At 69.5% G+C, this 23,122-nt stretch carries 26 protein-coding genes; 9 read left to right on the top strand and 17 right to left on the bottom strand.

Translation table 11 applies throughout. The features are described from left to right. The 3 genes from BRX43_RS16650 to BRX43_RS21195 all read right to left on the bottom strand — a co-directional run. A partial coding sequence (locus BRX43_RS16650) for a tyrosine-type recombinase/integrase (RefSeq protein WP_125996217.1) occupies positions 1 to 816 on the bottom strand: 816 nt, incomplete at its 3' end. 5 nt (positions 817 to 821) lie between these two features. Then, on the bottom strand, positions 822 to 2,579 hold the full coding sequence (locus BRX43_RS16655; protein WP_241215022.1) for a hypothetical protein: 1,758 nt from the start codon (positions 2,577 to 2,579) through the stop codon (positions 822 to 824). A 40-nt stretch (positions 2,580 to 2,619) separates the two neighbouring features. Beyond that, positions 2,620 to 2,754, bottom strand: coding sequence for a hypothetical protein (locus BRX43_RS21195; RefSeq protein ID WP_277600170.1), 135 nt, complete (start codon positions 2,752 to 2,754; stop codon positions 2,620 to 2,622). A 79-nt stretch (positions 2,755 to 2,833) separates the two neighbouring features. Here BRX43_RS21195 and BRX43_RS16660 point away from each other — a divergent pair, with 79 nt between their 5' ends. The 3 genes from BRX43_RS16660 to BRX43_RS16670 are packed head-to-tail and all read left to right on the top strand — an operon-like array spanning position 2,834 to position 4,601. After that, the gene (locus BRX43_RS16660) at positions 2,834 to 3,364 is read left to right on the top strand and encodes a shikimate kinase (protein ID WP_125996218.1); all 531 of its coding nucleotides are present in this window, start codon (positions 2,834 to 2,836) and stop codon (positions 3,362 to 3,364) included. Then, entirely contained in the window at positions 3,361 to 4,461 is a 1,101-nt protein-coding gene (aroB, locus tag BRX43_RS16665; RefSeq protein ID WP_125996219.1) for a 3-dehydroquinate synthase, read from the top strand. Before BRX43_RS16660 ends, aroB begins: the two co-directional genes overlap by 4 nt. Then, on the top strand, positions 4,461 to 4,601 hold the full coding sequence (locus tag BRX43_RS16670; RefSeq protein WP_125996220.1) for a DUF2256 domain-containing protein: 141 nt from the start codon (positions 4,461 to 4,463) through the stop codon (positions 4,599 to 4,601). The genes aroB and BRX43_RS16670 overlap by 1 nt, the downstream gene beginning before the upstream one ends. A 6-nt stretch (positions 4,602 to 4,607) precedes the next feature. On the opposite strand, the gene BRX43_RS16675 is transcribed toward BRX43_RS16670, so the two are convergent. The 5 genes from BRX43_RS16675 to BRX43_RS16695 form a co-directional block, all read right to left on the bottom strand. Continuing rightward, positions 4,608 to 5,186 (bottom strand): JAB domain-containing protein, encoded by a 579-nt coding sequence (locus BRX43_RS16675; RefSeq protein ID WP_164523651.1) that lies wholly within the window; start codon positions 5,184 to 5,186, stop codon positions 4,608 to 4,610. A gap of 213 nt (positions 5,187 to 5,399) precedes the next feature. After that, positions 5,400 to 5,828, bottom strand: coding sequence for a DUF1178 family protein (locus BRX43_RS16680; RefSeq protein WP_125996222.1), 429 nt, complete (start codon positions 5,826 to 5,828; stop codon positions 5,400 to 5,402). After that, on the bottom strand, positions 5,825 to 6,652 hold the full coding sequence (locus BRX43_RS16685; protein ID WP_125996223.1) for a carbon-nitrogen hydrolase family protein: 828 nt from the start codon (positions 6,650 to 6,652) through the stop codon (positions 5,825 to 5,827). Before BRX43_RS16685 ends, BRX43_RS16680 begins: the two co-directional genes overlap by 4 nt. Beyond that, positions 6,649 to 6,906 carry a glutaredoxin 3 gene (gene grxC, locus BRX43_RS16690; protein WP_125996224.1) on the bottom strand — a complete coding sequence of 86 codons (258 nt, stop codon included), beginning with the start codon at positions 6,904 to 6,906 and terminating at the stop codon, positions 6,649 to 6,651. The genes BRX43_RS16685 and grxC overlap by 4 nt, the downstream gene beginning before the upstream one ends. 32 nt (positions 6,907 to 6,938) lie before the next feature. Then, the gene (locus BRX43_RS16695; protein WP_125996225.1) at positions 6,939 to 7,673 is read right to left on the bottom strand and encodes a ComF family protein; all 735 of its coding nucleotides are present in this window, start codon (positions 7,671 to 7,673) and stop codon (positions 6,939 to 6,941) included. Between BRX43_RS16695 and BRX43_RS16700 the strand changes: the two genes are divergently transcribed. Further along, positions 7,672 to 8,562: a class I SAM-dependent methyltransferase gene (locus tag BRX43_RS16700; protein WP_125996226.1), complete on the top strand. Its 891-nt coding sequence runs from the start codon at positions 7,672 to 7,674 to the stop codon at positions 8,560 to 8,562. The two genes, BRX43_RS16695 and BRX43_RS16700, sit on opposite strands and share 2 nt — an antisense overlap. Before the next feature lie 303 nt (positions 8,563 to 8,865). Here BRX43_RS16700 and BRX43_RS16705 read toward each other — a convergent pair whose 3' ends face one another. Both BRX43_RS16705 and pdhA read right to left on the bottom strand, forming a co-directional pair. After that, complete coding sequence (locus BRX43_RS16705) at positions 8,866 to 10,290, bottom strand: pyruvate dehydrogenase complex E1 component subunit beta (RefSeq protein WP_125996227.1); 1,425 nt, start codon at positions 10,288 to 10,290, stop codon at positions 8,866 to 8,868. A 1-nt stretch (position 10,291) separates the two neighbouring features. After that, entirely contained in the window at positions 10,292 to 11,335 is a 1,044-nt protein-coding gene (gene pdhA / locus BRX43_RS16710; protein WP_125996228.1) for a pyruvate dehydrogenase (acetyl-transferring) E1 component subunit alpha, read from the bottom strand. Positions 11,336 to 11,523: 188 nt separating this feature from the next. Here pdhA and BRX43_RS16715 point away from each other — a divergent pair, with 188 nt between their 5' ends. From BRX43_RS16715 to BRX43_RS16730, 4 genes are all read left to right on the top strand, one after another. Then, positions 11,524 to 12,876: an MFS transporter gene (locus BRX43_RS16715; RefSeq protein WP_125996229.1), complete on the top strand. Its 1,353-nt coding sequence runs from the start codon at positions 11,524 to 11,526 to the stop codon at positions 12,874 to 12,876. Next, complete coding sequence (cysK, locus tag BRX43_RS16720) at positions 12,873 to 13,793, top strand: cysteine synthase A (RefSeq protein ID WP_125996230.1); 921 nt, start codon at positions 12,873 to 12,875, stop codon at positions 13,791 to 13,793. The genes BRX43_RS16715 and cysK overlap by 4 nt, the downstream gene beginning before the upstream one ends. Before the next feature lie 56 nt (positions 13,794 to 13,849). Further along, a complete protein-coding gene (locus BRX43_RS16725) occupies positions 13,850 to 15,130 on the top strand; it encodes a cell wall hydrolase (RefSeq protein ID WP_241215018.1) in 1,281 nt (426 codons plus the stop codon). A 125-nt stretch (positions 15,131 to 15,255) separates the two neighbouring features. Next, positions 15,256 to 17,118, top strand: coding sequence for a methyl-accepting chemotaxis protein (locus BRX43_RS16730; protein ID WP_125996231.1), 1,863 nt, complete (start codon positions 15,256 to 15,258; stop codon positions 17,116 to 17,118). A 41-nt stretch (positions 17,119 to 17,159) separates the two neighbouring features. On the opposite strand, the gene BRX43_RS16735 is transcribed toward BRX43_RS16730, so the two are convergent. The 6 genes from BRX43_RS16735 to BRX43_RS16760 form a co-directional block, all read right to left on the bottom strand. Continuing rightward, positions 17,160 to 18,962 (bottom strand): acyl-CoA dehydrogenase C-terminal domain-containing protein, encoded by a 1,803-nt coding sequence (locus tag BRX43_RS16735; RefSeq protein WP_125996232.1) that lies wholly within the window; start codon positions 18,960 to 18,962, stop codon positions 17,160 to 17,162. A gap of 6 nt (positions 18,963 to 18,968) precedes the next feature. Continuing rightward, positions 18,969 to 19,397: a MerR family DNA-binding transcriptional regulator gene (locus BRX43_RS16740; RefSeq protein WP_125996233.1), complete on the bottom strand. Its 429-nt coding sequence runs from the start codon at positions 19,395 to 19,397 to the stop codon at positions 18,969 to 18,971. A 30-nt stretch (positions 19,398 to 19,427) separates the two neighbouring features. Then, on the bottom strand, positions 19,428 to 19,910 hold the full coding sequence (locus BRX43_RS16745; RefSeq protein WP_241215019.1) for a hypothetical protein: 483 nt from the start codon (positions 19,908 to 19,910) through the stop codon (positions 19,428 to 19,430). After that, on the bottom strand, positions 19,907 to 20,263 hold the full coding sequence (hisI, locus tag BRX43_RS16750; protein ID WP_125996234.1) for a phosphoribosyl-AMP cyclohydrolase: 357 nt from the start codon (positions 20,261 to 20,263) through the stop codon (positions 19,907 to 19,909). The genes BRX43_RS16745 and hisI overlap by 4 nt, the downstream gene beginning before the upstream one ends. 99 nt (positions 20,264 to 20,362) lie before the next feature. Then, positions 20,363 to 20,740: a cupin domain-containing protein gene (locus BRX43_RS16755; protein ID WP_125996235.1), complete on the bottom strand. Its 378-nt coding sequence runs from the start codon at positions 20,738 to 20,740 to the stop codon at positions 20,363 to 20,365. Between the two features lie 81 nt (positions 20,741 to 20,821). Further along, positions 20,822 to 21,253 carry a DUF488 domain-containing protein gene (locus BRX43_RS16760; protein WP_125996236.1) on the bottom strand — a complete coding sequence of 144 codons (432 nt, stop codon included), beginning with the start codon at positions 21,251 to 21,253 and terminating at the stop codon, positions 20,822 to 20,824. A 59-nt stretch (positions 21,254 to 21,312) separates the two neighbouring features. On the opposite strand from BRX43_RS16760, the gene trmFO reads away from it, so the two are divergent. Further along, complete coding sequence (trmFO, locus tag BRX43_RS16765) at positions 21,313 to 22,650, top strand: methylenetetrahydrofolate--tRNA-(uracil(54)-C(5))-methyltransferase (FADH(2)-oxidizing) TrmFO (protein WP_125996237.1); 1,338 nt, start codon at positions 21,313 to 21,315, stop codon at positions 22,648 to 22,650. Here the strand turns inward: trmFO and BRX43_RS16770 are convergent. Next, positions 22,616 to 23,104, bottom strand: coding sequence for an EF-hand domain-containing protein (locus BRX43_RS16770; protein WP_125996251.1), 489 nt, complete (start codon positions 23,102 to 23,104; stop codon positions 22,616 to 22,618). The genes trmFO and BRX43_RS16770 overlap by 35 nt on opposite strands. Between the last annotated feature and the right edge of the window lie 18 nt (positions 23,105 to 23,122).

Below are 23,122 nucleotides of genomic sequence, written 5' to 3' on the forward strand. Positions count from 1 at the left end.
GATCTCGGTGGTGGCGATATCCGCATGGCCCAGCATTGTCTGAAGTGCGCGCAGGTCAGCGCCACCCGCGAGCAGGTGCGTGGCGAAGGCGTGGCGCAGGACGTGCGGGCTGATCCGGTCGGGCGCGATCCCCGCCTCCGCCGCCAGTTCGCGCACGAGCTGGTAGAGGCGGATGCGCGACAGATGGCCGCGGCCCGACGGGAAGAGGAAGGGCTGGTCCTGCCGCACATGCGCGCGCCACGCCGCCACCGCCGCACGCGCGCGGTCGGACAACGGCACCAGCCGCTCCTTGCCGCCCTTGCCCTTCACGAACAGATAGGGGCGGTCGGGCCGCACCGCCGTGAGCGGCAGCGACACCAATTCGGTTGCGCGCAAGCCCGATCCGTAAAGCAGCTCGAATAGCGCCGCCAGCCGCAGGTCGACCGGGCGTGAATTGGCGAGGCGATCCTCGATCGCGGCGAACAGCCGGTCGATATCGCCATGGCTCAGCGTCCGGGGCAGGCCGCGCGCGGTGCCCGGCCGAGGCAGCGCCGCGCCGGCATCGTCCGCCCGGTGCCCTTCCTCATGCAGGAAGGCGTAGAAGCGGCGGAGCGCCGCCGACTTGCGCGCGACGGTGGAGCGCGACAATGCGCGCCAGTCATGCGCCAGCCGCGCCAGCGCCTCGGCATCGGCCATGGCCAGCCGCCCGCCGAGCACGGTCGAAGCGAGCGTCAGGTCGCTGCGATAGGCGGCCAGCGTATTGGCGGCCGCGCCCGATTCGGCGGCGAGCATCTCCAGGAACCGGTCGATCAGTCCGCGATCGGAAAGCTCGGGCATCCGGGTCAGCCCCGCGCCAGCGCCTCGGCCGCGATCATCCGCGCCTCGCCGTCCAGCCCGACGCCCCGCAGCGCCGCGACGATGCGATAGAGCGTGACCGGCGACACGCCGCGCCAATTGGCGGCGTTCATCCCGACCGCCGCCAGCAGCACGACCGTGCCGGGCTCGTCCGCGCGCACCGCCCGGTCCAGCGCACGGGTCCAGTTGGTCTCCGCCCCGAGGGGAACGCCCAGCGATTCGGCGGTACGTTGCGCCTGGTCGGGCGCGATCCGGCCAAGGCCGGCGAGCCCCGCCAGGAACAACTGCCGCTTGCGCATGGCGTCGCCGCTGCTGGCATAGTCCTGCACGTCGCCCTCGCCGAAGCGCGTGGTGGAATCGGGGTCGGACAGCGCGATCATCGCCCAGCCATCACCGCCGGTCTTCACCGCCTGCGCCCAGCGCGCCGCCGTCCGGTCATGCCCAGCGGACAGCAGGGAGGCAACGATCCGGTCCGCCTCCGCCAGATCGGCCCGCACCGGCTGGCGCGCGGCGGCATGGGCGGTCAGCACCAATCGACCATAGGAGGGATCGGCCCCCCACAGGTCCCGCAGCGCTGCCAGCCGTGCGTCGGCCGTGCGCCCGGCATAGGCGGTGCCCAGATCCTGCGCCGCCGCCGTCGCCGCCGAGGGCGCGTCGTCGTCGCCGGCGACCATGCCATAGAGATCGACGAGCGCCGTGCTCGACAGCACGCCCTGCGCACCCGCCGCCTCCGCCAGCGTCAGCCGGGCGGCCGGGGCGAGCATCGGCGACAGCGCCTGCCAGTAGCGGACCTGTGCGCCGGTCGTGGCGAACATCGTCTCCGGGATCGTCACGCCCGTCGCGTTCGCCAGTCCGAATCGCCACGGCGTCAGCCGGTCGACGCCGTCCCATTCGATCGTCACCGCGCGCCGCCCCTGCCCGCCCGCGCCCATCACCTTCTCGGCGAGCAGCACGTCGATCCCGCCCGCCAGTCGGCGACGTCGCGTCGCCTGGAACTGGGCCCGCGCCGCCTCGCCCTGCCCGGTCAGGCCCGCGCAGATCGGCTGGGCGAAGACCCAACCCACTTCGCCGGTCGCGCGCAGCCCCCCCTCGGCCAGCGGACACAGGCCGCCGGGATCGCCGGTCGCCAGCATCGCGTTCATCGCGACCTGATAGAGCTTGGGCGTATAGTCGCGATTATCGACCCGCTCGACCACCCCGCGCGCCACGACCGATTCGCCCATCCGGAGCAGTAGCCAGGCGCGCTCGGCGGCATAGTCCGCGCCGTTCAGCCCGGCGGGCGTATCGAGTTCCGCCGCCAGCGTCCGCCGCAGCAGCATCGACAGCCAACGCGACGGCAAGGGCGCGGGCGTGTGCCGCATCAACGTCTCGATGAAGCCGCCATCGGCCGCGCCGAACGCGTCCGCGGGCATGTCCTGCGACAGGCCGACAGTCGCCAGCGAGCGCCGGGCATAGGCCGGCATCTCGTAGCGGGCCAGCAGCCGCGGATCGACCGGCGACGGGGTCGCGCTGGGTATCGGGGCAGGCGTCGGGGTCGGCAGCGGCTGCACCACCGCGCCGGCCGGATCGCTCGGCAGCACCGCGCCGCCCGGGACCGGCGATGTCGGTGCGGGTCCCGGTCGCGCGACGGGCGAACGCGGGGCGGCGGCGGTCGGCGTCGCGCTCGGCCGGGCGGCGGGGCGCGCCGCCGGATCGCCGAAACCCGGCGGCAGGATCGATTCGGGACGATCCTGCGCCACCGCCATGGCGGCGAGCGCGACCGCGCCGAACCCGGCGGCTGCGACCTTACTGGAGATTCGCAAGCGAGACCTGCTGCTCGATCTGCGTGGTCGGCCGATCCTTGGCGCGGCCGGCGAGCAGCATCATGCCACCCCCGACCACGACCAGGATCACCAGGAGCGAGACGAGAAGGCGGGACATAGGCAAACCTTGGAAAACGGATACGCGGGATCACAGCGCTTTTGCGCCGCGCGATTGCGGCTGTATAGCCCCGCTCGCGATGTTGCAAAGCCACTCCCCCTGGACCGGCCGGCCGCTCGTGCTCGTCGGGTTGATGGGTGTCGGCAAGTCCACCGTTGGTCGCCGTCTGGCGACGCGGTTGAATCTGCCGTTCGTCGATGCCGATAACGCCATCGAGGACGCGGCCGGCATGACCATCACTGAGATTTTCGCCCGATTCGGCGAACCCTATTTCCGCGCCGGCGAACGCCGCGTGATCGGTCGGCTGATGGATGGCCTGCCCAAGGTCATCGCGACCGGCGGCGGCGCCTTCATCGATCCGGCGACGCGCCGGCTGATCCTGGACCAGGCGACCGCCATCTGGCTGAGCGCGCATCCGGACGTGCTGGTCGAACGCGTCAAGCGCCGCGACACGCGTCCGCTGCTGCGCGGCAAGGACGCCCGCCAGGTGCTGACCGATCTCGCCGCCGTGCGCGACCCGATCTATGCCCAGGCGCATATCCATGTCTCCAGCCAGAAAGGTCCGCACGAAGTGACCGTCAACGCCATCCTGAAGGCGATCGGCCGATGAGGACGATCGCCGTCGAACTGGGCGACCGCCGCTATCCGATCCTGATTGAGGCCGGGCTGATCGACCGCGCGGCCGACGCGCTCGCCCCGCTGGCGCGGGGGCGGCCGATGGCGATCGTCACCGATTCGAATCTGCGTCCGCATCTCGCGCGGTTGCAGGCCTCGCTGGAGGCGACCGGCATCGCCAGCGAGGCGCTGGTCCTGCCGCCGGGCGAGGCGAGCAAGAGCTGGGCGGTGCTGGCGCAGGTTTGCGACTGGCTGATGGCGCGCGGGATCGAGCGCAGCGACCATGTGCTGGCGCTGGGCGGCGGGGTGATGGGCGACCTGATCGGCTTCGCCTGCGCGATCCTGAAGCGCGGTTGCCCCTTCGTGCAGATCCCGACGACGCTGCTCGCCCAGGTCGACAGCTCGGTCGGCGGCAAGACCGCGATCAATACGGCGGCGGGCAAGAACCTGATCGGCGCGTTCCACCAGCCCGCCATGGTGCTGATCGACCCGGCGGTGCTGGACACGCTGCCGCCGCGCGAGCTGGCCGCCGGCTATGCCGAGGTGGTCAAATACGGCCTGATCGACGATGCCGGTTTCTTCGCCTGGTGCGAGGCGAACGGCGCGGCGTTGCTCGCCGGCGATGCGGCGGCGCGTGAACAGGCCATCGCCCATTCGGTCGCGGCCAAGGCCCGGATCGTCGCCGCCGACGAGCATGAGACGAACGGCACCCGCGCGCTCCTCAACCTGGGCCATACCTTCGGCCATGCGCTGGAGGCGGAGGCCGGGTTCGACGGCAGCCTGATCCATGGCGAGGCGGTGGCGGCGGGTATCGCGCTGGCCTTCCGCTTTTCGGTGGCGCGCGGGCTGTGTCCGGCCGAGGACGCCGAACGGGTCGCTGTGCATTTCCGGGCCGTGGGCCTGCCCGATGGACTGGCGGCGGCAGGCATCGCCGCCAGCGGCACGCGGTTGGTCGATCATATGCGCCACGACAAGAAGATGTCGGCGGGCACCCTGCCCTTCCTGCTCGCCCGCGGTATCGGCCGGGCCTATCTCGACCGCTCGGTCGATCTGGCCGATGTGGCGGCCTTCCTCGATCGCGAGCCGCGCTGATGCCCAACGGCGTCGACAAGCGCAACCTGCCGATCAAGGTTTGCGCCGCCTGCGGCCGCCCCTTCACGTGGCGGAAGAAATGGGCGCGCGACTGGGAGCAGGTGCAATATTGCTCGGATGCCTGCCGGCGGAAACGCTGACCTTGGTCAGTCGATCGCGATACAGTACTGGCCGTCGCGCGCGACGATCAGGTGATCGTGCAGGCGAATGCCCAGCGCCTCCGCCGCCACGGCCAGCTTGCGGGTGAAGCGGCGGTCGAGGTCGCTGGGGGCGGGATCGCCGCTCGGATGGTTGTGGACCAGCGTCAGGCCGGATGCACCCACCTCCAGCGCACGGGCGAGGATCTGGCGCGGGCGGACCATCACCCCCTCCGGCCCGCCCCGCGCGATCACTTCCTCCGCCAGCAGTTCGCGTCGTCCGTTGAGGAAGAAGACGCGCAACTGCTCGTCGCGATCATGCGCCATGCGCTGGCGGCAATAATCGATCAGCTCGTGCCGGGTCGCCACGATCGGGCCCGCCGCCACTTGCTCGCGCAGTGCGAACAAGGCCGCCCGGCGATGCGCCACCAGCAGCGCCACCGCCTGGGTCTGATACTCCACCACCGGCAGCAACGACGCCTCTCCGGCGGCCAGCGCCGCGTTCAGGCTCCCGTGGCGCTCCAATATCGCATCCGCCCATCGCCCCGCCCGGTCGGGATCGACGATCGCCAGCAGATCGACCAGCACCTGTCGCGCCTCCGGGCCGGGACCGGGGATCGGTCGCGGAGCGGACGATGCTGGAAGAAGCCATAGGCCGGCGAACCGGTGGAACATCGCAGGGGCTCGAGAGGAACAGGCCTCCCTCCCTATTCCCTCATAGTGCGATGCGGGTGCCTCTAAGCGTCCGTTGCGGAGCGGTTTGAGACCAACCGTATCCGATCCGGAGGGTTTCCAATCTCATCAGTTGAGCTGCTTGGGCGGCACCACGGGCAGCGGCAGCGGCGCGATCGCCACGCCTTCCGCCACCAGCGCCTTGGCTTCGGCGACGCTTGCCTGGCCATGGATGGCGGTGGTCGGCGCATCGCCCGAATGCATGGCGCGGGCGCGTGTGACGAACGCGCTGCCGACCCATTCGGAGGACTCCAGCGCCTTGGCCTGCGCCGCCGCCAGTGCGGCCATCGCCTGCTTCATCGCGGCGGGCGGTAATGGCTCGGCGCGATTGCCCTTGGCCGCGACCGCCGGAGCCATCACCGCCTTCTCGATCCGAGTCGCGCCGCACATCGGGCAGACAAGATGTCCGGCGTCGCGCTGATCGTCATAGGCGCGGCTGGACCCGAACCAGGCCTCGAACACATGACCATCGGGGCAGCGCAGGTCGAAGACGATCATGCGCCGACGATCGTCACCGGCGGGACGGGCCGGCGATGCTCCAGCACCGGCAGGCGCGCCCGCACCTCCGCGGTGCGCGTCGGATCGATCGCCGCGAACGCCATCCCCGCCGCCTCGCCCATGTCCAGCACCACCTCGCCCCAGGGATCGACGACCATGGCATGGCCATAGGTGGTGCGGCCGTCCTCATGCGTGCCGGTCTGCGCCGCGGCGACCACCCAGGCCCCCGCCTCGACCGCGCGGGCTCGCAGCATCAGCGACCAGTGCGCCGCTCCGGTCGGACGGGTGAAGGCGGCGGGCACCGCGAGCACGGTCGCGCCCGCATCGGTCAGCGCGCGGAACAGGTCCGGAAAACGCAGGTCGTAACAGATTGCCAGTCCCAGCCGGCCGACCGGCGTATCGACCACCACCGTCGTCTCGCCCGGCGCATAGCTCGCCGATTCGCGCCAGCGCTCGCCCGTGGGCAGGTCGACATCGAACAGATGCAATTTGTCGTAGCGCGCCCGGATCGTGCCGCTCCCGTCGATCACGAAGCCACGATTGGCCAGCCGGCCATCCGGCCGCCGCACCGCCAGCGAGCCGAGATGGACCCACAGCCCGGCCTTCGCCGCCGCGCCGCGCACCGCGTCCAGCACGGGATCATCCGCCTCGGCAACGATCGCCTGCGCCGCCCGCGCCCGGTCGCGATCGATCAGGCCGGACATTTCCGGCGTGAACAGCATCGTCGCACCTTCTGCCGCCGCATGCGCCACCGCGTCGGTCAGCGTCCTGGCATTGACGGCGGGATCGATCCCGCTCGTCATCTGGAGCAACGCGGTCGTCACGCCGCGAGCAGCGGGTCCAGCTTGCCGGCCCTGTCGAGCGCGGCCAGATCGTCGGATCCGCCGATATGCGCCCCGTCGATGAAGATCTGCGGCACGGTGGTGCGGCCATTGGCGCGCTCCAGCATCTCGGCACGCTGCGGACCGCCCATGGTGATATCGAACTCCTGCGGCTCGACGCCCTTGGCGGCGAGCAGCTTGAGCGCCCGGGTGCAATAGGGGCAGAATGCCTTGGTGTAGATTTCGACCTTTGCCATAGCCCCTCAGGTGTGGGCGGCATCGACACTTGTCAATCGTCGCTTGCCAGCACGCGGGCCCAGCACAGGATCGTCACCGACCGCGCCCCCGCCGCCAGCAGGGCGCGGACGCAGCCCTCCGCCGTCGCGCCCGTCGTATAGACGTCGTCGACCAGCACCACCGCCCGCCCCCTCAGTCGCTCGCGATCGACCGCCCGCACCGCGAAGACGCCGCGCACGGTGCGCGCCCGCTCGCGCCGGCCAAGCCCGCGCAGCAACCGGGTCGCCCGCCATCGCCGCAGCACGAACGGATCGTGCCGTACCCCCGTCCGCCGGGCGAGGGCGGCGGCGATCAGCGCCGACTGGTTGAAGCCGCGCCGCCACAGGCGCCAGCGGTGGAGCGGCACCGACACCAGCAGTTCCGCCCCCTCCGGCATCAGCCGCGCCATCGCCCGCGCCATCGTCTCCGCCAGCGCGATCTGCCCGCCATGTTTCAGCCGCACCGCCAGCGCGCCCGCCACCGGGCCATAGGCCACCGCCGCCCGGATGCCGGCATGGCGCGGCGGCCGGGCGAGGCAGGTCGCGCACCGCGCCTCCGGTCCGCGATCATAGTCGAACGGCAGGTGGCAGCCCGCGCACCAGGGCGGGGCCAGGAAGCGCAACTCCGTCCAGCAGGTCGCGCAGAAGCGATGGTCCGCGCCGACCGGCTCGCCGCAACCGGGGCAGCGCGGCGGCAGCAACAGGGCGATGATCGTGCGGACGGCACCGGCGATCGGACGAAGCGGCATGGCGCGCTTGTCGGCCGGCACGCGACGGGGCACAAGCACGGGCGTGGACACCCCCGACATCTTCGATCGCACCGCGCGTCGCCATCGCCGCGACCGCGCCGCCAACCGCTTCGCCGCGCATGATTTCCTCCGCGCCGCCATGCTCGACGGGATCGCCGAGCGCCTGGCGACGGTGAAGCGCGCCTTTCACGACGTGCTCGATCTCGGCTGTTTCGACGGCGCCTTCGAGCCGCCGCCGGGCGCCCGAGTCGCGCGGATGGATGCCGGCTTCCTCTTCGCCGAACGGGCCGGCGGGGTGCAGGCCGACGAGGATCGCCTGCCCTTCGCCGATGGCAGTTTCGACCTGGTGGTGAGCGCAGGCGTGCTCGACCAGATCGGCGACCTGCCGGGCGCGCTGACGCTGGCGCGGCGGGCACTGCGGCCGGACGGGCTGTTCCTGGCAGCGTTCGTCGGGGCCACCTCCTTCCCGAACCTGCGCAAGGCCTTCGCCAGTGCCGAGCGGCAGCGGCCGGTTGCCCGCCTGCATCCCCAGATCGACGTGCGCTCGGCGGGCGACCTGCTGGTCCGCGCCGGCTTCGCCCTGCCCGTCGCCGATATCGAGGCGCTCGACATCGGCTATCCCGGCATGTGGCGGTTGCTGGAGGATCTGCGCGGCATGGCCGGCACCAACGTGCTGAGCGAACGCCATCCGCTGTCGCGCGGTGCGCTGGCCGCCGCCGCCGCGGCTTTTGGCGAAGCGGGTGGTCCGGATGGCCGCACGCGCGAGCGGATCGACCTGATCTTCCTGACCGGCTGGTCGCCCGACGCCTCGCAGCCCCAGCCGGCGAAGCGCGGCAGTGCCACGGCATCGCTGGCCCAGGCGTTGAAGCGGCCGCCCGATCCGGCGTGACGGGTCAGGTTCACATGGCGGCCCCCGGAGCGCGCCTTAGTTCATAACACTGGTTCGGGGGAGTCGCCGGAGCGGCTCGGCGAGTCCGCTGCGCGCTTCTGCGTGCGCCCATCGTCGCTTTGGCGGAAAGGCAGCGCTGGACTGCCTATCGCTGGCGTCCCCCATCTGGGCCCCGGCCTTCGCTGGGGAACATATCCGGGGAACGGCGGCGTTCACGCCATGACGGACCGCTTCGCGGCGTCGCGTGCCCCCAATAAGAAACGCGCGGCACGACCCGATGACCGTGCCGCGCGCATCGAAGGATCAGCCCTTGTAGCAGACCTTCTTGACGGTCTTCACGACCTTCGCCGAGTCGATCAGCGCAAGCTTTTCGAGATTGGCGGCATAGGGCAGCGGCACGTCCTCGTTGGCGACGCGCAGCACCGGCGCGTCGAGGTCGTCAAAGCCCTGCTCCATCACCACCGCGGTCAGTTCCGACGCGATCGAGCAGGTCGGCCAGCCTTCCTCGACCACGACCATGCGGTTGGTCTTGGCCAGAGACTTGAGCACCGTCGCCGTGTCGAGCGGGCGCAGCGTGCGCAGGTCGATGACCTCCGCGTCGATGCCCTCTTCGGCCAGCTTCTCGGCCGCTTCCAGCGCGACGCCGACGCCGATCGAATAGCTGACCAGCGTCACGTCCTTGCCCTCGCGCATGATCCGCGCCTTGCCGATCGGCAGGACGAAATCGTCCATCTTGGGCACGTCGAACGAGCGGCCGTACATCAGCTCGTTCTCGAGGAACACAACCGGGTCCTCGGACCGGATCGCCGCCTTGAGCAGGCCCTTGGCATCGGCCGCGTCATAGGGCGCGATCACGATCAGGCCGGGGACGCTGGCATACCAGGGGCCGTAATTCTGCGAGTGCTGCGCGCCGACGCGGCTGGCGGCACCGTTGGGGCCACGGAACACGATCGGGCAGCGCATCTGGCCGCCGGACATGTAGTTGGTCTTGGCGGCCGAGTTGATGATGTGGTCGATCGCCTGCATGGCGAAGTTGAACGTCATGAACTCGATGATCGGGCGCAGGCCGCCCATCGCCGCACCGGTGCCGACGCCGGCAAAGCCATATTCGGTGATCGGCGTGTCGATGACGCGGCGGTCGCCGAACTCGTCGAGCAACCCCTGCGTCACCTTGTACGCGCCCTGATATTGCGCGACTTCCTCGCCCATCACGAAGACGCGGTCGTCGGCGCGCATTTCCTCGGCCATCGCATCGCGCAGCGCCTCGCGGACGGTGAGCTTCACCATCTCGGTGCCCTCCGGAATCTCCGGCGTGGCGGGGGCGTGTGCTTCGGCGGCGGCGACCAGCTGCTGCGTGCCGCTCTCCTGCTCGGCGGCGGCGGCGCCCTCCGGCATGGGCGGCGACGCGCCGTCGGTGGCCTCGTTCTTCGGCGCGGCATTGGCGTCTTCGCCGCTGCGCGTCTCGGTCACGGTGGAGGCATCCTCGCCCTCCTCGGCCAGCACGGCGATGGCCGTGCCGACCTTCACGTTATCCGTGCCCTCGGCGACCAGGATCTTGGCGATGACGCCCTCGTCCACCGCCTCGAACTCCATCGTCGCCTTGTCGGTCTCGATCTCGGCCATGATGTCGCCGGACTTGACGCTGTCGCCTTCCTTCACGAGCCATTTGGCGAGCGTGCCCTCCTCCATGGTCGGGGACAGGGCCGGCATCTTGATCTCGATCGCCATCTCAGTAACGCTCCACCAGCACTTCAGTGTACAGTTCGGCCGGGTCCGGCTCGGGGGTCTGCTCGGCGAAATCGGCGGCCGCGTTCACCGTCTTGCGGATGTCCTGCTCCAGCACCTTCAGATCGGCCTCGGTCACGCCCTGCGCCTCCAGCAGCTTCTTGACGTGGTCGATCGGGTCGGACTTGTCGCGCACGCCCTGCACTTCCTCGCGGCTGCGATACTTGGCCGGGTCGGACATGGAGTGACCGCGATAGCGATAGGTCTTCATCTCCAGGATGACCGGCCCCTTGCCGGCGCGGACCCAGGCCAGCGCCTCCTCGGCCGCGCCGCGGCAGGCCAGCACGTCCATGCCGTCGACCTGGATGCCGGGGATGCGGAAGCTCTCGCCGCGGCGATAGAGCTGATCCTCGGACGAGGCGCGGTTGACGCTGGTGCCCATGGCGTACTGGTTGTTCTCGATCACGAAGATGATCGGGAGCTTCCACAGCTCGGCCATGTTGAAGCTCTCGTACACCTGGCCCTGATTGGCCGCGCCGTCGCCGAAATAGGCGAGGCAGACGCCGCCGTCATTGCTGTACTTGTGCCCGAAGGCCAGACCGGTGCCCAACGACACCTGCGCGCCGACGATGCCGTGGCCGCCATAGAATTTATGCTCGGTCGAGAACATGTGCATCGACCCGCCCTTGCCCTTGGAGATGCCGGCGGCACGCCCCGTCAGCTCGGCCATGATGACCTTGGGATCGATGCCATAGGCCAGCATGTGGCCATGGTCGCGGTAACCGGTGATCACCGAATCCTTGTCGCCGTCCAGCGCCGACTGCAGGCCGACCGCGACCGCTTCCTGGCCGATATACAGGTGGCAGAAGCCACCGATCAGGCCGAGGCCGTAGAGCTGGCCGGCCTTTTCCTCGAACCGGCGGATCAGCAGCATCTGCTTGTAGAAGTCGAGCAGCTGTTCCTTGCTCGCCTCGAACGGCTTCGGCTCGGCGGGACGCTCGCGATTGGGGATCGGCGGATCGGCGAAGGCGCGGGGGGCTTTGGCCACTGTCAAAAGACCTCGTTTCCGTAGGGTAGTTGGCGGTGCCTATAGGCCGGGTCCGACGAAAGAGGCAATCATGCGATGCAGCAGCTTTCGCAGCATTATCCGATCCGAGCGGATCAAGCCGGGCTTTCAGGGCACAAAGGCCAGCACCATTGCCCTGACGCCCGCGCCATGCGTAAAGCTCCGGGTGAATGGCCGACCATATCCACCCCTTTCGCATCGCCAATTTCCGCAGCTACTGGCTGTCGCGGTTCAGCGGCACCATCGCCGTCTCGGCGATGTCGATCGTCATCGGCTGGCAGGTCTATAATCTCGCGCGCGAGACGATGGATGTGCGGCAGGCGGCGTTCATGCTCGGCATGATCGGCTTCGCGCAGTTCGTGCCCCTGTTCCTGCTCACCCCGGTCACCGGCCTGGTCGCCGACAGCGTCGACCGACGCTGGATCGTGCGCGGCACCACCGCGCTGCTGGTGCTGACCGCGGGCGCGCTGTGGCTGCTCACCTGGTCGGGCCACCTGACGCTCGGCGCGTTGTTCACGGCGGCGGTGGCGTTCGGCGTGGCGCGCGCCTTTTCCGGCCCGGCCTATTCGGCGCTCGCCCCCAATCTGGTCCCGCGCGAGAGCCTGCCCACCGCGATCGCGGTAAGCTCGATCGCCTGGCAGGTCGGCACCATCGCCGGCCCCAGTGTCGGCGGCCTGCTCTATGCCATTCATCCGGAGGTCGCCTATGGCGTCGCGACCCTGTTGTTCGTGGTCGCGCTCACCTTCATGTTCCTGATCGGCCCGGTGCCGCAGCCGGCCGTGCAGAGCGATCACCGGCCGCTCGCCCGTATTGCCGAGGGGTTCCGCTATGTCCGGCGCAACCGGCTGGTGCAGGCGGCGATCACGCTCGACCTGTTCGCGGTGCTGCTGGCCGGCGCAACCTCGCTGCTGCCGGTCTATGCCCGCGACATCCTGCACGTCGGGTCGCAGGGGCTGGGCGTGCTGGCGGCGGGCATGGGGATCGGCGCGGCGAGCACCGCCATCTGGTTCTCGGTCCGGCCGATGAGCCGCAATGTCGGCGTGAAGATGCTCGCCGCCGTCGTCATCTTCGGCCTGGGCATCCTGACCTTCGGGATCGCGTCCTACATCACGGATGCGTTGGGGCTGGAAAGCGGCACGGTGCGGCTGGGGACGATGGCGGTGTTCGTCCATCCCGCCTTCCTGCTCAGCCTCGCCGCCTTGATCGTCGCGGGCGGCGCGGACATGGTGTCGGTCTATGTCCGCCAGTCGCTCATCCAGCTCCACACCCCCGATGCGATGCGCGGGCGGGTGAGCGCGGTGTCGCAGCTCACCATCTCGGCGTCCAACGAACTGGGCGAGTTCGAGAGCGGCGTGATGGCCTCGCTGCTGGGGCCGGTCGGCGCGGTAGTGTTCGGCGGGGTCGGCGCGATCGGCGTGACCCTGCTCTGGTCGCGCCTGTTCCCGGAACTCCGCCGCGCGCGAACCTTTGACCCGCCAGAGATCCTCGAAACCGAACCTGAGCACGGAGAAGCCAAGCCATGAAGGCCAATACGATCCTGGAGACGATCGGCGGCACGCCGCATGTCCGCATCCAGCGGCTGTTCCCCAATAGCGAGGTGTGGATCAAGTCCGAGCGGTCGAATCCCGGCGGTTCGATCAAGGACCGCATCGCCCTCGCCATGGTCGAGGCGGCGGAGGCGTCGGGCGCGCTCCAGCCCGGCGGCACGATCATCGAGCCGACCAGCGGCAATACCGGCATCGGCCTGGCGCTGGTCGCGGCGGTGAAGGGCTATAAGCTGACGCTGGTGATGCCGGAGAGCATGTCGCTGGAACGCCGCCGCCTGATGCTGGCCTATGGCGCGACCTTCGACCTGACGCCGCGCGAAAAGGGGATGAAGGGCGCGATCGAGCGCGCGCTGGAGCTGGTCGAGCAGACGCCCGGCGCCTGGATGCCGCAGCAGTTCGAGAACCCGGCCAATGTCGACGTGCATGTCCGCACCACCGCGCAGGAGATCCTGAACGATTTCCGCGACACGCCGATCGACGTCATCATCACCGGCGTCGGCACCGGCGGCCATATCACCGGCGTCGCCGAAGCGCTGAAGAAGGAATGGCCGGACCTCAAGGTCTATGCGGTCGAGCCCCAGGCCTCGCCGGTCATCGCCGGCGGCCAGCCGGGCCCGCACCCGATCCAGGGCATCGGCGCGGGCTTCATCCCCGCCAACCTCCACACCCAGCTGCTGGACGGGGTGATCGCGGTCGATGCCGCCGTCGCCAAGGACATGGCGCGCCGCTCCGCCAGCGAGGAAGGGATGCTGGTCGGCATCTCGTCCGGCGCGACGCTCGCCGCGATCCTCCAGAAGCTGCCCGACCTGCCCGATGGCGTGCGCGTGCTCGGCTTCAACTACGACACGGGCGAGCGCTATCTGTCGGTGCCGGACTTCCTGCCCGAAGCGTGATGGTGTCTTCGCGCCCCGGACCCGTATTCCGGGGCCTGCTCCTCCTTCTCGCCCTGGTGGCGGTCGTCATTCCCGCGCTGCTCGTGCGGTGGGCGCCGACCGTCGCCGCCAGTCCGGCACGCATCGCACGGCGCGCGGGCCTGCCGCCGCGCAAGGTGGTGCCGCCGACCGTGCTGCCCGATGTGGAGCCGGTCGAGCTGGTCGATCTGACGCCGCAGGACGCGCGCGCCTTCAACGCGGGCGTGCCCTTCGCCAAGGGGCCGAACCCGGCCGCGCGCCCGTTCCACCTGCGCGACACGCCCGACAATCTGGCCCGCGCCACCGACTGCCTAGCCACCGCCCTGGTCTATGAGGCGGGCGACGATCCCGCCGGGCAACGCGCGGTCGCGCAGGTGGTGCTGAACCGCGTCCGCCATCCCGCCTTTCCCAAGACGGTGTGCGGCGTGGTGTTCGAGGGGCAGGACCGCACCACCGGCTGCCAGTTCACCTTCAGTTGCGACGGCGCGCTGACCCGCTGGTCGCCTTCCCCTGCCTTGTGGACCGCCGCGCGCAAGGTCGCGACGGCGGCGCTGACCGGTGCGGTCTATCGGCCGGTCGGCTATGCCACCCATTATCATACCGACTGGGTCGTGCCCTATTGGCAGTCCAGCCTGGACAAGATCGCCGCCGTGCACAGCCATCTCTTCTTCCGCTGGGCCGGCTGGTGGGGCACCCCGCCCGCCTTCAACCGCCAGGTCTCCGCAGAGGAGCCGGTGATCGACAGGATCGCCCCCCTCTCCGACGCGCACCGGCTGGGTGGCGCACTGGCGGCGGTCGCCGCCGCGACCAGCGAAGCCGCCACCGCCCTGGCTTCGGTCGACGGCTCCGCGCCGGCCCTGGTCACCGATCCCGATGTCGGTGACACGCAGGCGATCATGGTCGCGCTACCCGTCGGCCTGTCGGCGGAAAGCTATCCGTTGTTGGCGGCGAAGGCCTGCGGCACCCGCCCGCGCTGCAAATATCTGGGCTGGACCGATACGAAGGCGGTGCCCCGATCCGGCGATCCCAATCCGACCCAGGTCGCGGCCATGGCGTTCAGCTATCTCCGCGACCAGCCGGCCGGATTGGAGCGGACGCTGTGGAACTGCACAGTGTTTCCGCACACCCGGCCGGGCGGATGCATGCGGCGCGATCCGGGGGCAGCGGTCGGCGTCACCCCGCCCGCCGCCGCCGCACCACCTCCTATGTCGGGGCGCGGGCCAGACAATTTGGGCGGCGTGCGACGGCGTGTCACCGGCGCCATGGCAACGCCGGTGGTCCAGGCGGCGCCCGTCGCTACCGAACCACAACCAAGATAACGCTAACACCATTCTCAACGTGCAAGAAGGTTCCTCTCGCCGTCCAAAAGCGCGCACAAACGCATAGAATGAGGATGAGTTCCAGGCGCGACGAGCCTGGCCATCTGCGCGAGGATTCTGTTCGCATGACCTTCCAACACTGGCCGATCGGCCGAAAGCTGACTGCTTCCTTTGCCGTCCTGATCGTCATTCTCGCGCTTCAGGGCCTGTTCGTTCTCCAGAATTTCGGAACGGTGCGGGAGTCCGTCGCGAAGCGCGGACGCGGGTTCACGGTGATGGTAAACGTACTCAAGATCGAAAACGGCGTGCTGGCGCAGGCCAATGATGCGCGTGGCGCGGTGCTGGCCGGGGATCCCGCTTTCCGCGCCTTGTTCGAACGGGATGGCCGCGACCTTGACGCGATGATCGACAGGACGATCGCCATCACTGTCCGCCCGATCACCAAGCAGCGGCTGGAGGAGACGCGCATCGCGGTTCACGAGTGGCGAAGCAAGGTCGCCGAGCCGCTGCTGAAACTCGCCGCCGACCCGAGGACGCTGAAAGACGCCCATACCCTGGGTAGCGTCGACCGGCTCGGTCCCGTCCGGGCGCATGTCGCGCGGCTGGTACGGGGGCAACAGGATCGCCTGGCCGAGCTGTCTCGCGACATCGGCGCCGCCACGATTCGGATGAAGACCGCTCTTTGGGCCGGTGCCGGCGTGGCGGTGATCGCTGCCCTGCTGCTCGCCTGGATCCTGACGCTCGCCATCGCCCGGCCCGTCCGCTTGCTCACCGGGAACGTGAAGCGGCTGTCGAGCGGCGATTTCGACGTGGACTGCCAGGCTTCGGGGCGGTCCGACGAGATCGGCGAGCTGCAACAGGCGCTGGCCGTGTTCCGCGATGCCGGTCTCGCCAAGCAGCAGAGCGAGCGTGCCAAGGCGGAAAGCGACGCCGCGCAGAAGCAGGTGGTCGACACCTTGTCCGCCAATTTGTCGCATCTGGCCCAGGGCGACCTGACCAGCACGATCACGGCCCAGTTCCCACCAGCCTATGCCGGCCTGAAGGCCCATTACAACGACGCGGTCGAGCGGCTGCGCGGCCTGATCGGCTCGGTGTCGGAGAGCGCGATGGCGATCCGCACCGGCTCGGACGAGATCGCCCAGGCATCGGAGGATCTTGCCCGCCGTACCGAAAGCAATGCCGCCTCGCTGGAGGAGACCTCCAACTCGATCACGCGCATGGACGAGCGACTGCGCGCGACCGCCGATGCCTCGTCGCGGACCGTCGCCCGCGCCGATCAGGCGATCTCCACCGTCAACGGCGGCCGCGCCGTTGCGGACGAGGCGGTGCAGGCGATGGGCCGAGTCTCCGAAAGCGCCAAGGGCATCGATTCGGTGATCGAGGGGCTCGACAAGATCGCCTTCCAGACGCGAGTCCTGGCGATGAACGCCGCGGTCGAGGCCGGGCGCGCGGGCGACGCCGGTCGCGGCTTCGCGGTGGTCGCCGACCTGGTGTCGGCACTGGCGATGCGCTCCGAGGAAGAGGCGAAGCGCGCACGCGAACAGCTCACCGCGACGCAGAGCGACATCATCACCGCCGTTGGCGCGGTGCAGAAGGTGGATGGCGCGCTGTCCAACATCTCGGGCGACGTGGCGCAGGTGCACGAGCTGCTCGCGACCATGGCGGCGGACAATCAGGCCCAGGCCAGTGCAATCAGCCAGGTGACGACCGCGATCGGCAGCATGGACCGCGCGACCCAGCAGAATGCCGCGATGGTGGAGGAAACCTCCGCCGCCGCCCGCAACCTGGCCAGCGAGGTCGGCGGCCTAGCCGACAAGGCCGCGCAGTTCAACACCGGCTCGGCAGCGGCACCGCGGACCACGCGCGCCGCGCCCCGTCCCACCCTTCAGCCGGACGACTTCACCCGGCCCGTCCGCCCGCTGCCCGCCGCCGCCGTCCCGGCGCTGGTGGCAAGCACCGGGGACGATGGCGACTGGACGGAGTTCTGATCCGACCCGGCCCCGCCCGAAGGGCGGGGCCAGTCCAGCCGTCACGCCGCCAGGAACATCGCCTCGGGCAGCGCCATCACCGCCTCGGCCCCACCCTCGATCTTGCGACGCAGCGCCCCGGCATCGGGCAGGATGCGTTCGGCGAAGAAGCGCGCCGTGACCAGCTTGGCGTCGAGGAAGGCGGCATCGCCCTCCCCCGCATCCCGCATCCGCGCGGCGGCGGCGGCCATGCGCAGCCACATCAGCCCGGTCGCCACCAGGCCCATCAGGTGCATGTAGCTGACCGCGCCGGCGCCGACATTCTCCGGGTTCTTCATGCCATTGGCCATGAACCACAGGGTCGCGGCCTGAAGATCGTTCAGCGCCCGCTCCAGCCGGGTGGCGAAACCGGCGGTCGCCTCCACCGTCTTGGCCAGCGCGACCTCCTCGGTCACGATCTGGAAGAAGGCCTGCACCGCCCGGCCGCCATTCTGCGCCAGCTTGCGGCCGACCAGGTCCATCGCCTGGACACCGTTGGTGCCCTCGTAGATCATCGCGATCCGGGCATCGCGGACATATTGCTCCATTCCCCATTCCTGGATGTAGCCGTGCCCGCCAAAGACCTGCTGCGCGCTGGTGGCCACCTCATAGCCCTTGTCGGTGCCGACGCCCTTGATCACCGGGGTCAGCAGGCCGATCAGGTCGCCGGCCATCTGCCGCTCGACCTCGGTGCCGGCCTTATGCTCCAGATCGACCTGGAGCGCGCCCCACAGGCACAGGGCGCGCAGCCCCTCGGTCCAGGCCTTGGCCTCCATCAGCATCCGACGCACATCGGGGTGGACCATCAGCGTGTCGGCCTTCTCGCCCGGCTCGGCCGGGCCGGTCAGCGCGCGACCCTGGCGACGATCGCGGGCATAATGGACCGCGTTCTGATAGGCGGTCTCCGCCACCGCCAGCCCTTGCAGGCCGACGCCCAACCGCGCCGCGTTCATCATGATGAACATCGCCGCCAGCCCCTTCATCTCCTCGCCGACCAGCCAGCCGGTCGCGCCGTCATAGTTGAGGACGCAGGTGGAGTTGCCGTGGATGCCCATCTTGTGCTCGATCGAGCCACAGGTGACGGCGTTGCGCGCGCCCAGCGACCCGTCTTCGTTGACCAGCACCTTGGGCACCACGAACAGGGAGATGCCCTTGCTGCTGTCCGGCGCGCCCGGCGTCTTGGCCAGCACCAGATGGATGATGTTGTCGGTCAGGTCATGCTCGCCGGCCGAAATGAAGATCTTGGTGCCGGTGATCCGATAGCTGCCATCGGCCTGCGGCTCCGCCTTGGTGCGGATCAGGCCGAGGTCGGTGCCGCATTGCGGCTCGGTCAGGTTCATGGTGCCGCCCCATTCTCCCGACACCATCTTGGGCAGATACCGGGCCTGCTGCTCCGGGCTGCCCTTGGCGACCAGCGCCGCGATCGCGCCATGCGCCAGGCCCGGATACATGGCGAAGGCCATGTTGGCGGAGATCATGAACTCCTGGAACGCGGTCGAGACGACATGCGGCATCCCCTGCCCGCCAAAGGCCTCCGGCGCGGCGAGCGTGCCCCAGCCCGATTCGACGAACTGGCGATAGGCCTCCTTGAAGCCGGGCGGCGTCGTCACCGATCCGTCCTCGGCCCGGGTGCAGCCATGCTGGTCGCCGATCTGGTTGAGCGGGAACAGCACCTCGGCGACGAAGCGGCCGCCCTCTTCCAGCACGGCATCGACCGTGTCGGGCGTGGCATTGGCGAACCCTTCGACCTCCGCATGAGCGGACAGGCCGACCACCTGCTCCAGCACGAAGCGGACATCGCGGATCGGGGGCGTATAGCTCGGCATCTCTCTCTAATCCTTATCGTTATCATGTCGGTGCGTCGCCCGCACATCGGCGACGAAGCTGGTCAGTTCGGCGATCGCGGCATCGATGTCGCGCTTCTGCGCCTCCAGCGCGGCGATCCGCGCCTCGCACCGGTCGATCGTCACCTGGCGCTGGATGCGCCGGCCGTCGCCGATATCGTACAGGTCGATCATCTCGCGGATCTCGCCCAGCGAGAAGCCGACCCGCTTGCCGCGCAAGATCCAGGCGAGCCGCGCGCGATCCCGCTGCGTATAGATGCGGGTGGTGCCGCGCCGTTCGGGTGCGATCAGCCCCTCGTCCTCGTAGAAGCGGAGGGCCCGCGCGGTGACCCCGAACTCCTCCGAGAGGTCGGAGATCGTGAAACTGTCCCGATCGTTGCGCGGGACGATCACGGCATAGGTTGCTGCATCGGCCATATGGGAAAGGTACTTCCCTTTACGTAAACGTCAAGACGCCTTACAGAGGAATTTCCCACCCCGACCGCGCAACGTCGCGGCCTCCGCCTGCGAGCCGCTCTGCTGTTCGACGGTCAGCGCCGCGAGCGACGCCCGGCCGAGGCAGAGCTGCTCGCATTCGGCCGGCAGGGTCGTAGGGAAACGGATACGCTCCCCATCGAACTGCGCGTCGAAGCGACAGGCGTTGCCGAGCGTGACCTTCAGCGTCTCGCCATCGCGTTGCACCGTGCCGCTGGCGGAACAGCTCTGCCCCTCTCCATAGTCGATCGCCACGCCGATCCGCTGTCCGACGATGCACAGTCGGTCGGTGTCGAGCGCCCAGGCCCCCTCGATCGCACGGCGCTTCGGATCGGGCACCAGTCCCGCCTCGGTCGCCGCCGCCTCCAATTTGGCGCCATCGCTGCGGTCGATCACGGAGGCGGCGCGGTCGCATCCGGCCAGGAGCAGCAACAGGGCGACCGGACGCCAATTCATGCCAGCGGCACCAGCACCTCGCCCTCGATCCGGCGATAGAAGCAGGAGGGGGCACCGGTATGGCAGGCCGGGCCGGCCGCATCGGCGATCACCCAAAGCGCATCCTGGTCGCAATCAACCCGCATCTCGACGACGTGCAGGACGTTGCCGGAGGTCTCGCCCTTCTTCCACAGGCGCTGGCGGCTGCGCGACCAGAAGGTCGCCTCTCCGCTCGCCTGGGTGGCGGCGATCGCCTCCGCATTCATGTGCGCCACCATCAGCAACGCGCCCGCCCGGTCGGTGACGACGGCCGTCACCAGGCCATTGGCGTCGAAGGCCGGGTCGAAGCGAAGGGTGGAGTCTCTGTCGGTCATGCCGCCGCTCTACGGGGCGGGACGGGCGATGAGAAGACTGCCCTATCCAACCGCGACGCTGTTCCCCGGCCTTTGCCGGGGAACAGGAAAGACTCGTCCTTAGTCCTCGCCTTCCTCCGCGGCCTCGGCATCCGCCTTGGTCTTGTGGTCGACGCCCGGCTCCTCGGCCGGCGGGGAGTAGACGCTGAACAGCTTGAGCGGCTCGTCACCCTTGTTGATGATGTTGTGCAGCGCGCCCTTCGGGATGACGATCAGATGGTTCGGCGTCACCTTGGTGGTCGAGCCATCGACCTTGGCCTGGCCCTCGCCGGCGACGAAGAAGGTGGTCTGGTCCGCGTCATGCGTTTCCTCGCCGATATCGTCGCCCGGCTCGATCGACATCAGGACGATCTGGCAATTCTCGTCGCGATACACTTCCTTCTGGAAGTGCGTGTTCTTGGTCGCCAACGCGACCATGTCCTTGTTGAAGATCGCCATTATGCCGTCCTTCCGCTATCTGGAATGGGAGCCGCCGCAACGGCCCGGCCACCAGCGGGGTTCCGGTCGGGTTGATGCCCGTCAAGGAAACAGGTCGACCACCTCGACCCCCTCGCCCACCGCCTCGACCAGCAGCCGGCGGTGGCAATGGCGGGGATCGCGTTCGTAGCAGAGCAAGGCCGAGGGGCGCTCCGCGGCCAGCGCCAGCATCTGCGCCGCCGCGGCCTGTGCCTCGGGCAGTTCGAGCTGGTCGTCATAGACCTGGGTCAGCGTCGCGACATCGCCCTTCTTCGCCGCATCGCGCCCGCGCTTGGGCGTGCCGAGCGCCTTCAGATGGACGTAACCGATCCCCGCCTCCGCCAGCGAGGCGGCGAGCGGCGACTTGGAGAAGCCGGGCCGCCGCGACAGCGGCAACGCGCGGATGTCGATCACCTGCGTCACCCCGGCACGGGTCAGCGCGGCGATGAACTCCGCCATGGTCGTGGCTTCATAGCCGATCGTGTAGAGGATCATGGCCACAAGCTGGCGATCCGGACCTGACTTGCCAAGTCGGGGCGGCTAGGGACGTCCCCATGACCCATGACATCCATATCGTCGGCGGCGGCCTAGCCGGTTCGGAAGCCGCGTGGCAGCTTGCCGAGGCCGGTTTCAAGGTACGCCTGTCCGAAATGCGCGGATCGGGCGAGAAGACCCCGGCCCACCAGACCGAGGGCCTGGCCGAACTCGTCTGCTCCAACTCCTTCCGCTCGGACGATGCCGAGGCGAACGCGGTCGGCCTGCTCCACCAGGAGATGCGTACGCTCGGCTCGCTGATCCTGGCCCAGGCAGACCGGCACCGCGTTCCCGCCGGATCGGCGCTGGCGGTCGACCGCGACGGCTATTCGCAGGGCGTGACCGACGCGCTCGCCAACCATCCCAACGTCACGCTGGTGCGCGAGCGGGTGGATTCGCTGCCGGAGGGGCCGGCGATCCTGGCGACCGGCCCGCTCACCGCGCCCGCGCTGGCGGAGGCGATCGGCGGCGCGACCGGGGCGGAGGCGCTGGCCTTTTTCGATGCGCTGGCCCCCATCGTCTATCGCGACTCGATCGACATGGATGTGGCCTGGTTCGCCTCGCGCTGGGACAAGGGCGAGACCAAGGATTACATCAATTGCCCCCTGACCAAGGAGGAATATCTCGCCTTCCACGCCGGTCTGATCGAGGGCGAGAAGACGCCGTTCAAGGAATGGGAAAAGGACACGCCCTATTTCGAGGGCTGCATGCCGATCGAGGTGATGGCGGAGCGCGGCGTCGACACGCTGCGCTACGGCCCGATGAAGCCGGTCGGGCTGGACGATCCGCGGACCGGCCGCTGGCCCTATGCGGTGGTGCAGCTGCGCCAGGACAATGCCCAGGGGTCGCTGTGGAACATCGTCGGCTTCCAGACCAAGCTGAAGCATAGCGAGCAGGTCCGCCTGTTCCGCACCATCCCCGGTCTGCAGAATGCCGAATTCGCCCGGCTGGGCGGCCTGCACCGCAACACCTTCATCAAGTCGCCCGAACTGCTCGACCCGACGCTCCGGCTGAAGAACCGGCCGAACCTGCGCTTCGCCGGGCAAATCACGGGGTGCGAGGGCTATATCGAAAGCGCCGCGGTCGGGCTGCTGGCGGGCCGCTTCGCCGCCGCCGAGCTGCGGGGCGAGACGCTGGCCCCGCCGCCGCCCGAGACGGCGCTGGGCGCGCTGCTGGGCCATATCACCGGCGCGGCGACCGCCGAGACCTATCAGCCGATGAACGTCAATTTCGGCCTGTTCCCGCCCATTCCCGGCCGGACCAAGAAGGCGGATCGCAAGCGCATGTATACCGACCGGGGCCGCACGGCGCTGGCGGAATGGCTCAACTCTCCTCCTCCGGCGATGCCGGCGGCCTGACTCCGGCATCCGACGCGGGCGGGCAATGCGCCGTCCGCGTCGGCTTGCGCTTGACCGCGGTGGTGGCGAACTCCGCCCGGTCCATCGCATGGGAATGATCGCGGTCGGCGGCGGCGAATTTGGTCGTCGCCTTCACCGCCCATTCGTCGAAGGACAGGCGGCCGTCACCATCCCTGTCCAGCTTGGCGAAGGCCTTGCGCCGCTGCGCCAGATATTCGTCGCGCGTGACCTGCCCGTCGCGATCCTTGTCATAGCGGTCGAAGCGTTTCTCCTCGCGTGTCCTGGTGCTCGCTTCCGGCAGGCTGTCGGGCAGGTCGGAGGCGGCGGCCTGCCCCGCCACGGCCGGACGCGATGGCAGGCCGGCACTGGCGGGCGTCGAGGGCGATCGCCACAGCATGGCACCGCCCAGCAGCGCCGCCAGTCCCGCTCCACCGCCCGCCGCATATCGCCACAGCATCACCCGTCTCCCCCA

Origin of the sequence: Sphingomonas sp. S-NIH.Pt15_0812 (genome assembly GCF_003951315.1) — a bacterium.
In the GTDB taxonomy this organism is placed as follows: domain Bacteria; phylum Pseudomonadota; class Alphaproteobacteria; order Sphingomonadales; family Sphingomonadaceae; genus Sphingomonas.

What these genes read in the sequence shown, in the direction of transcription:
- BRX43_RS16735 (WP_125996232.1), bottom strand. Translation starts at nt 18,962, where the DNA reads ATGCCGAGCTATACGCCCCCGATCCGCGATGTCCGCTTCGTGCTGGAG.
- BRX43_RS16745 (WP_241215019.1), bottom strand. Translation starts at nt 19,910, where the DNA reads ATGAATTGGCGTCCGGTCGCCCTGTTGCTGCTCCTGGCCGGATGCGAC.
- aroB (WP_125996219.1), top strand. Translation starts at nt 3,361, where the DNA reads ATGAGGACGATCGCCGTCGAACTGGGCGACCGCCGCTATCCGATCCTG.
- BRX43_RS21195 (WP_277600170.1), bottom strand. Translation starts at nt 2,754, where the DNA reads ATGTCCCGCCTTCTCGTCTCGCTCCTGGTGATCCTGGTCGTGGTCGGG.
- BRX43_RS16755 (WP_125996235.1), bottom strand. Translation starts at nt 20,740, where the DNA reads ATGGCGATCTTCAACAAGGACATGGTCGCGTTGGCGACCAAGAACACG.
- hisI (WP_125996234.1), bottom strand. Translation starts at nt 20,263, where the DNA reads ATGACCGACAGAGACTCCACCCTTCGCTTCGACCCGGCCTTCGACGCC.
- BRX43_RS16715 (WP_125996229.1), top strand. Translation starts at nt 11,524, where the DNA reads ATGGCCGACCATATCCACCCCTTTCGCATCGCCAATTTCCGCAGCTAC.
- BRX43_RS16695 (WP_125996225.1), bottom strand. Translation starts at nt 7,673, where the DNA reads ATGCCGCTTCGTCCGATCGCCGGTGCCGTCCGCACGATCATCGCCCTG.
- cysK (WP_125996230.1), top strand. Translation starts at nt 12,873, where the DNA reads ATGAAGGCCAATACGATCCTGGAGACGATCGGCGGCACGCCGCATGTC.
- BRX43_RS16740 (WP_125996233.1), bottom strand. Translation starts at nt 19,397, where the DNA reads ATGGCCGATGCAGCAACCTATGCCGTGATCGTCCCGCGCAACGATCGG.
- trmFO (WP_125996237.1), top strand. Translation starts at nt 21,313, where the DNA reads ATGACCCATGACATCCATATCGTCGGCGGCGGCCTAGCCGGTTCGGAA.
- grxC (WP_125996224.1), bottom strand. Translation starts at nt 6,906, where the DNA reads ATGGCAAAGGTCGAAATCTACACCAAGGCATTCTGCCCCTATTGCACC.
- BRX43_RS16670 (WP_125996220.1), top strand. Translation starts at nt 4,461, where the DNA reads ATGCCCAACGGCGTCGACAAGCGCAACCTGCCGATCAAGGTTTGCGCC.
- BRX43_RS16655 (WP_241215022.1), bottom strand. Translation starts at nt 2,579, where the DNA reads ATGGCGGTGGCGCAGGATCGTCCCGAATCGATCCTGCCGCCGGGTTTC.
- BRX43_RS16700 (WP_125996226.1), top strand. Translation starts at nt 7,672, where the DNA reads ATGGCGCGCTTGTCGGCCGGCACGCGACGGGGCACAAGCACGGGCGTG.
- BRX43_RS16680 (WP_125996222.1), bottom strand. Translation starts at nt 5,828, where the DNA reads ATGATCGTCTTCGACCTGCGCTGCCCCGATGGTCATGTGTTCGAGGCC.
- BRX43_RS16730 (WP_125996231.1), top strand. Translation starts at nt 15,256, where the DNA reads ATGACCTTCCAACACTGGCCGATCGGCCGAAAGCTGACTGCTTCCTTT.
- BRX43_RS16660 (WP_125996218.1), top strand. Translation starts at nt 2,834, where the DNA reads ATGTTGCAAAGCCACTCCCCCTGGACCGGCCGGCCGCTCGTGCTCGTC.
- BRX43_RS16760 (WP_125996236.1), bottom strand. Translation starts at nt 21,253, where the DNA reads ATGATCCTCTACACGATCGGCTATGAAGCCACGACCATGGCGGAGTTC.
- BRX43_RS16705 (WP_125996227.1), bottom strand. Translation starts at nt 10,290, where the DNA reads ATGGCGATCGAGATCAAGATGCCGGCCCTGTCCCCGACCATGGAGGAG.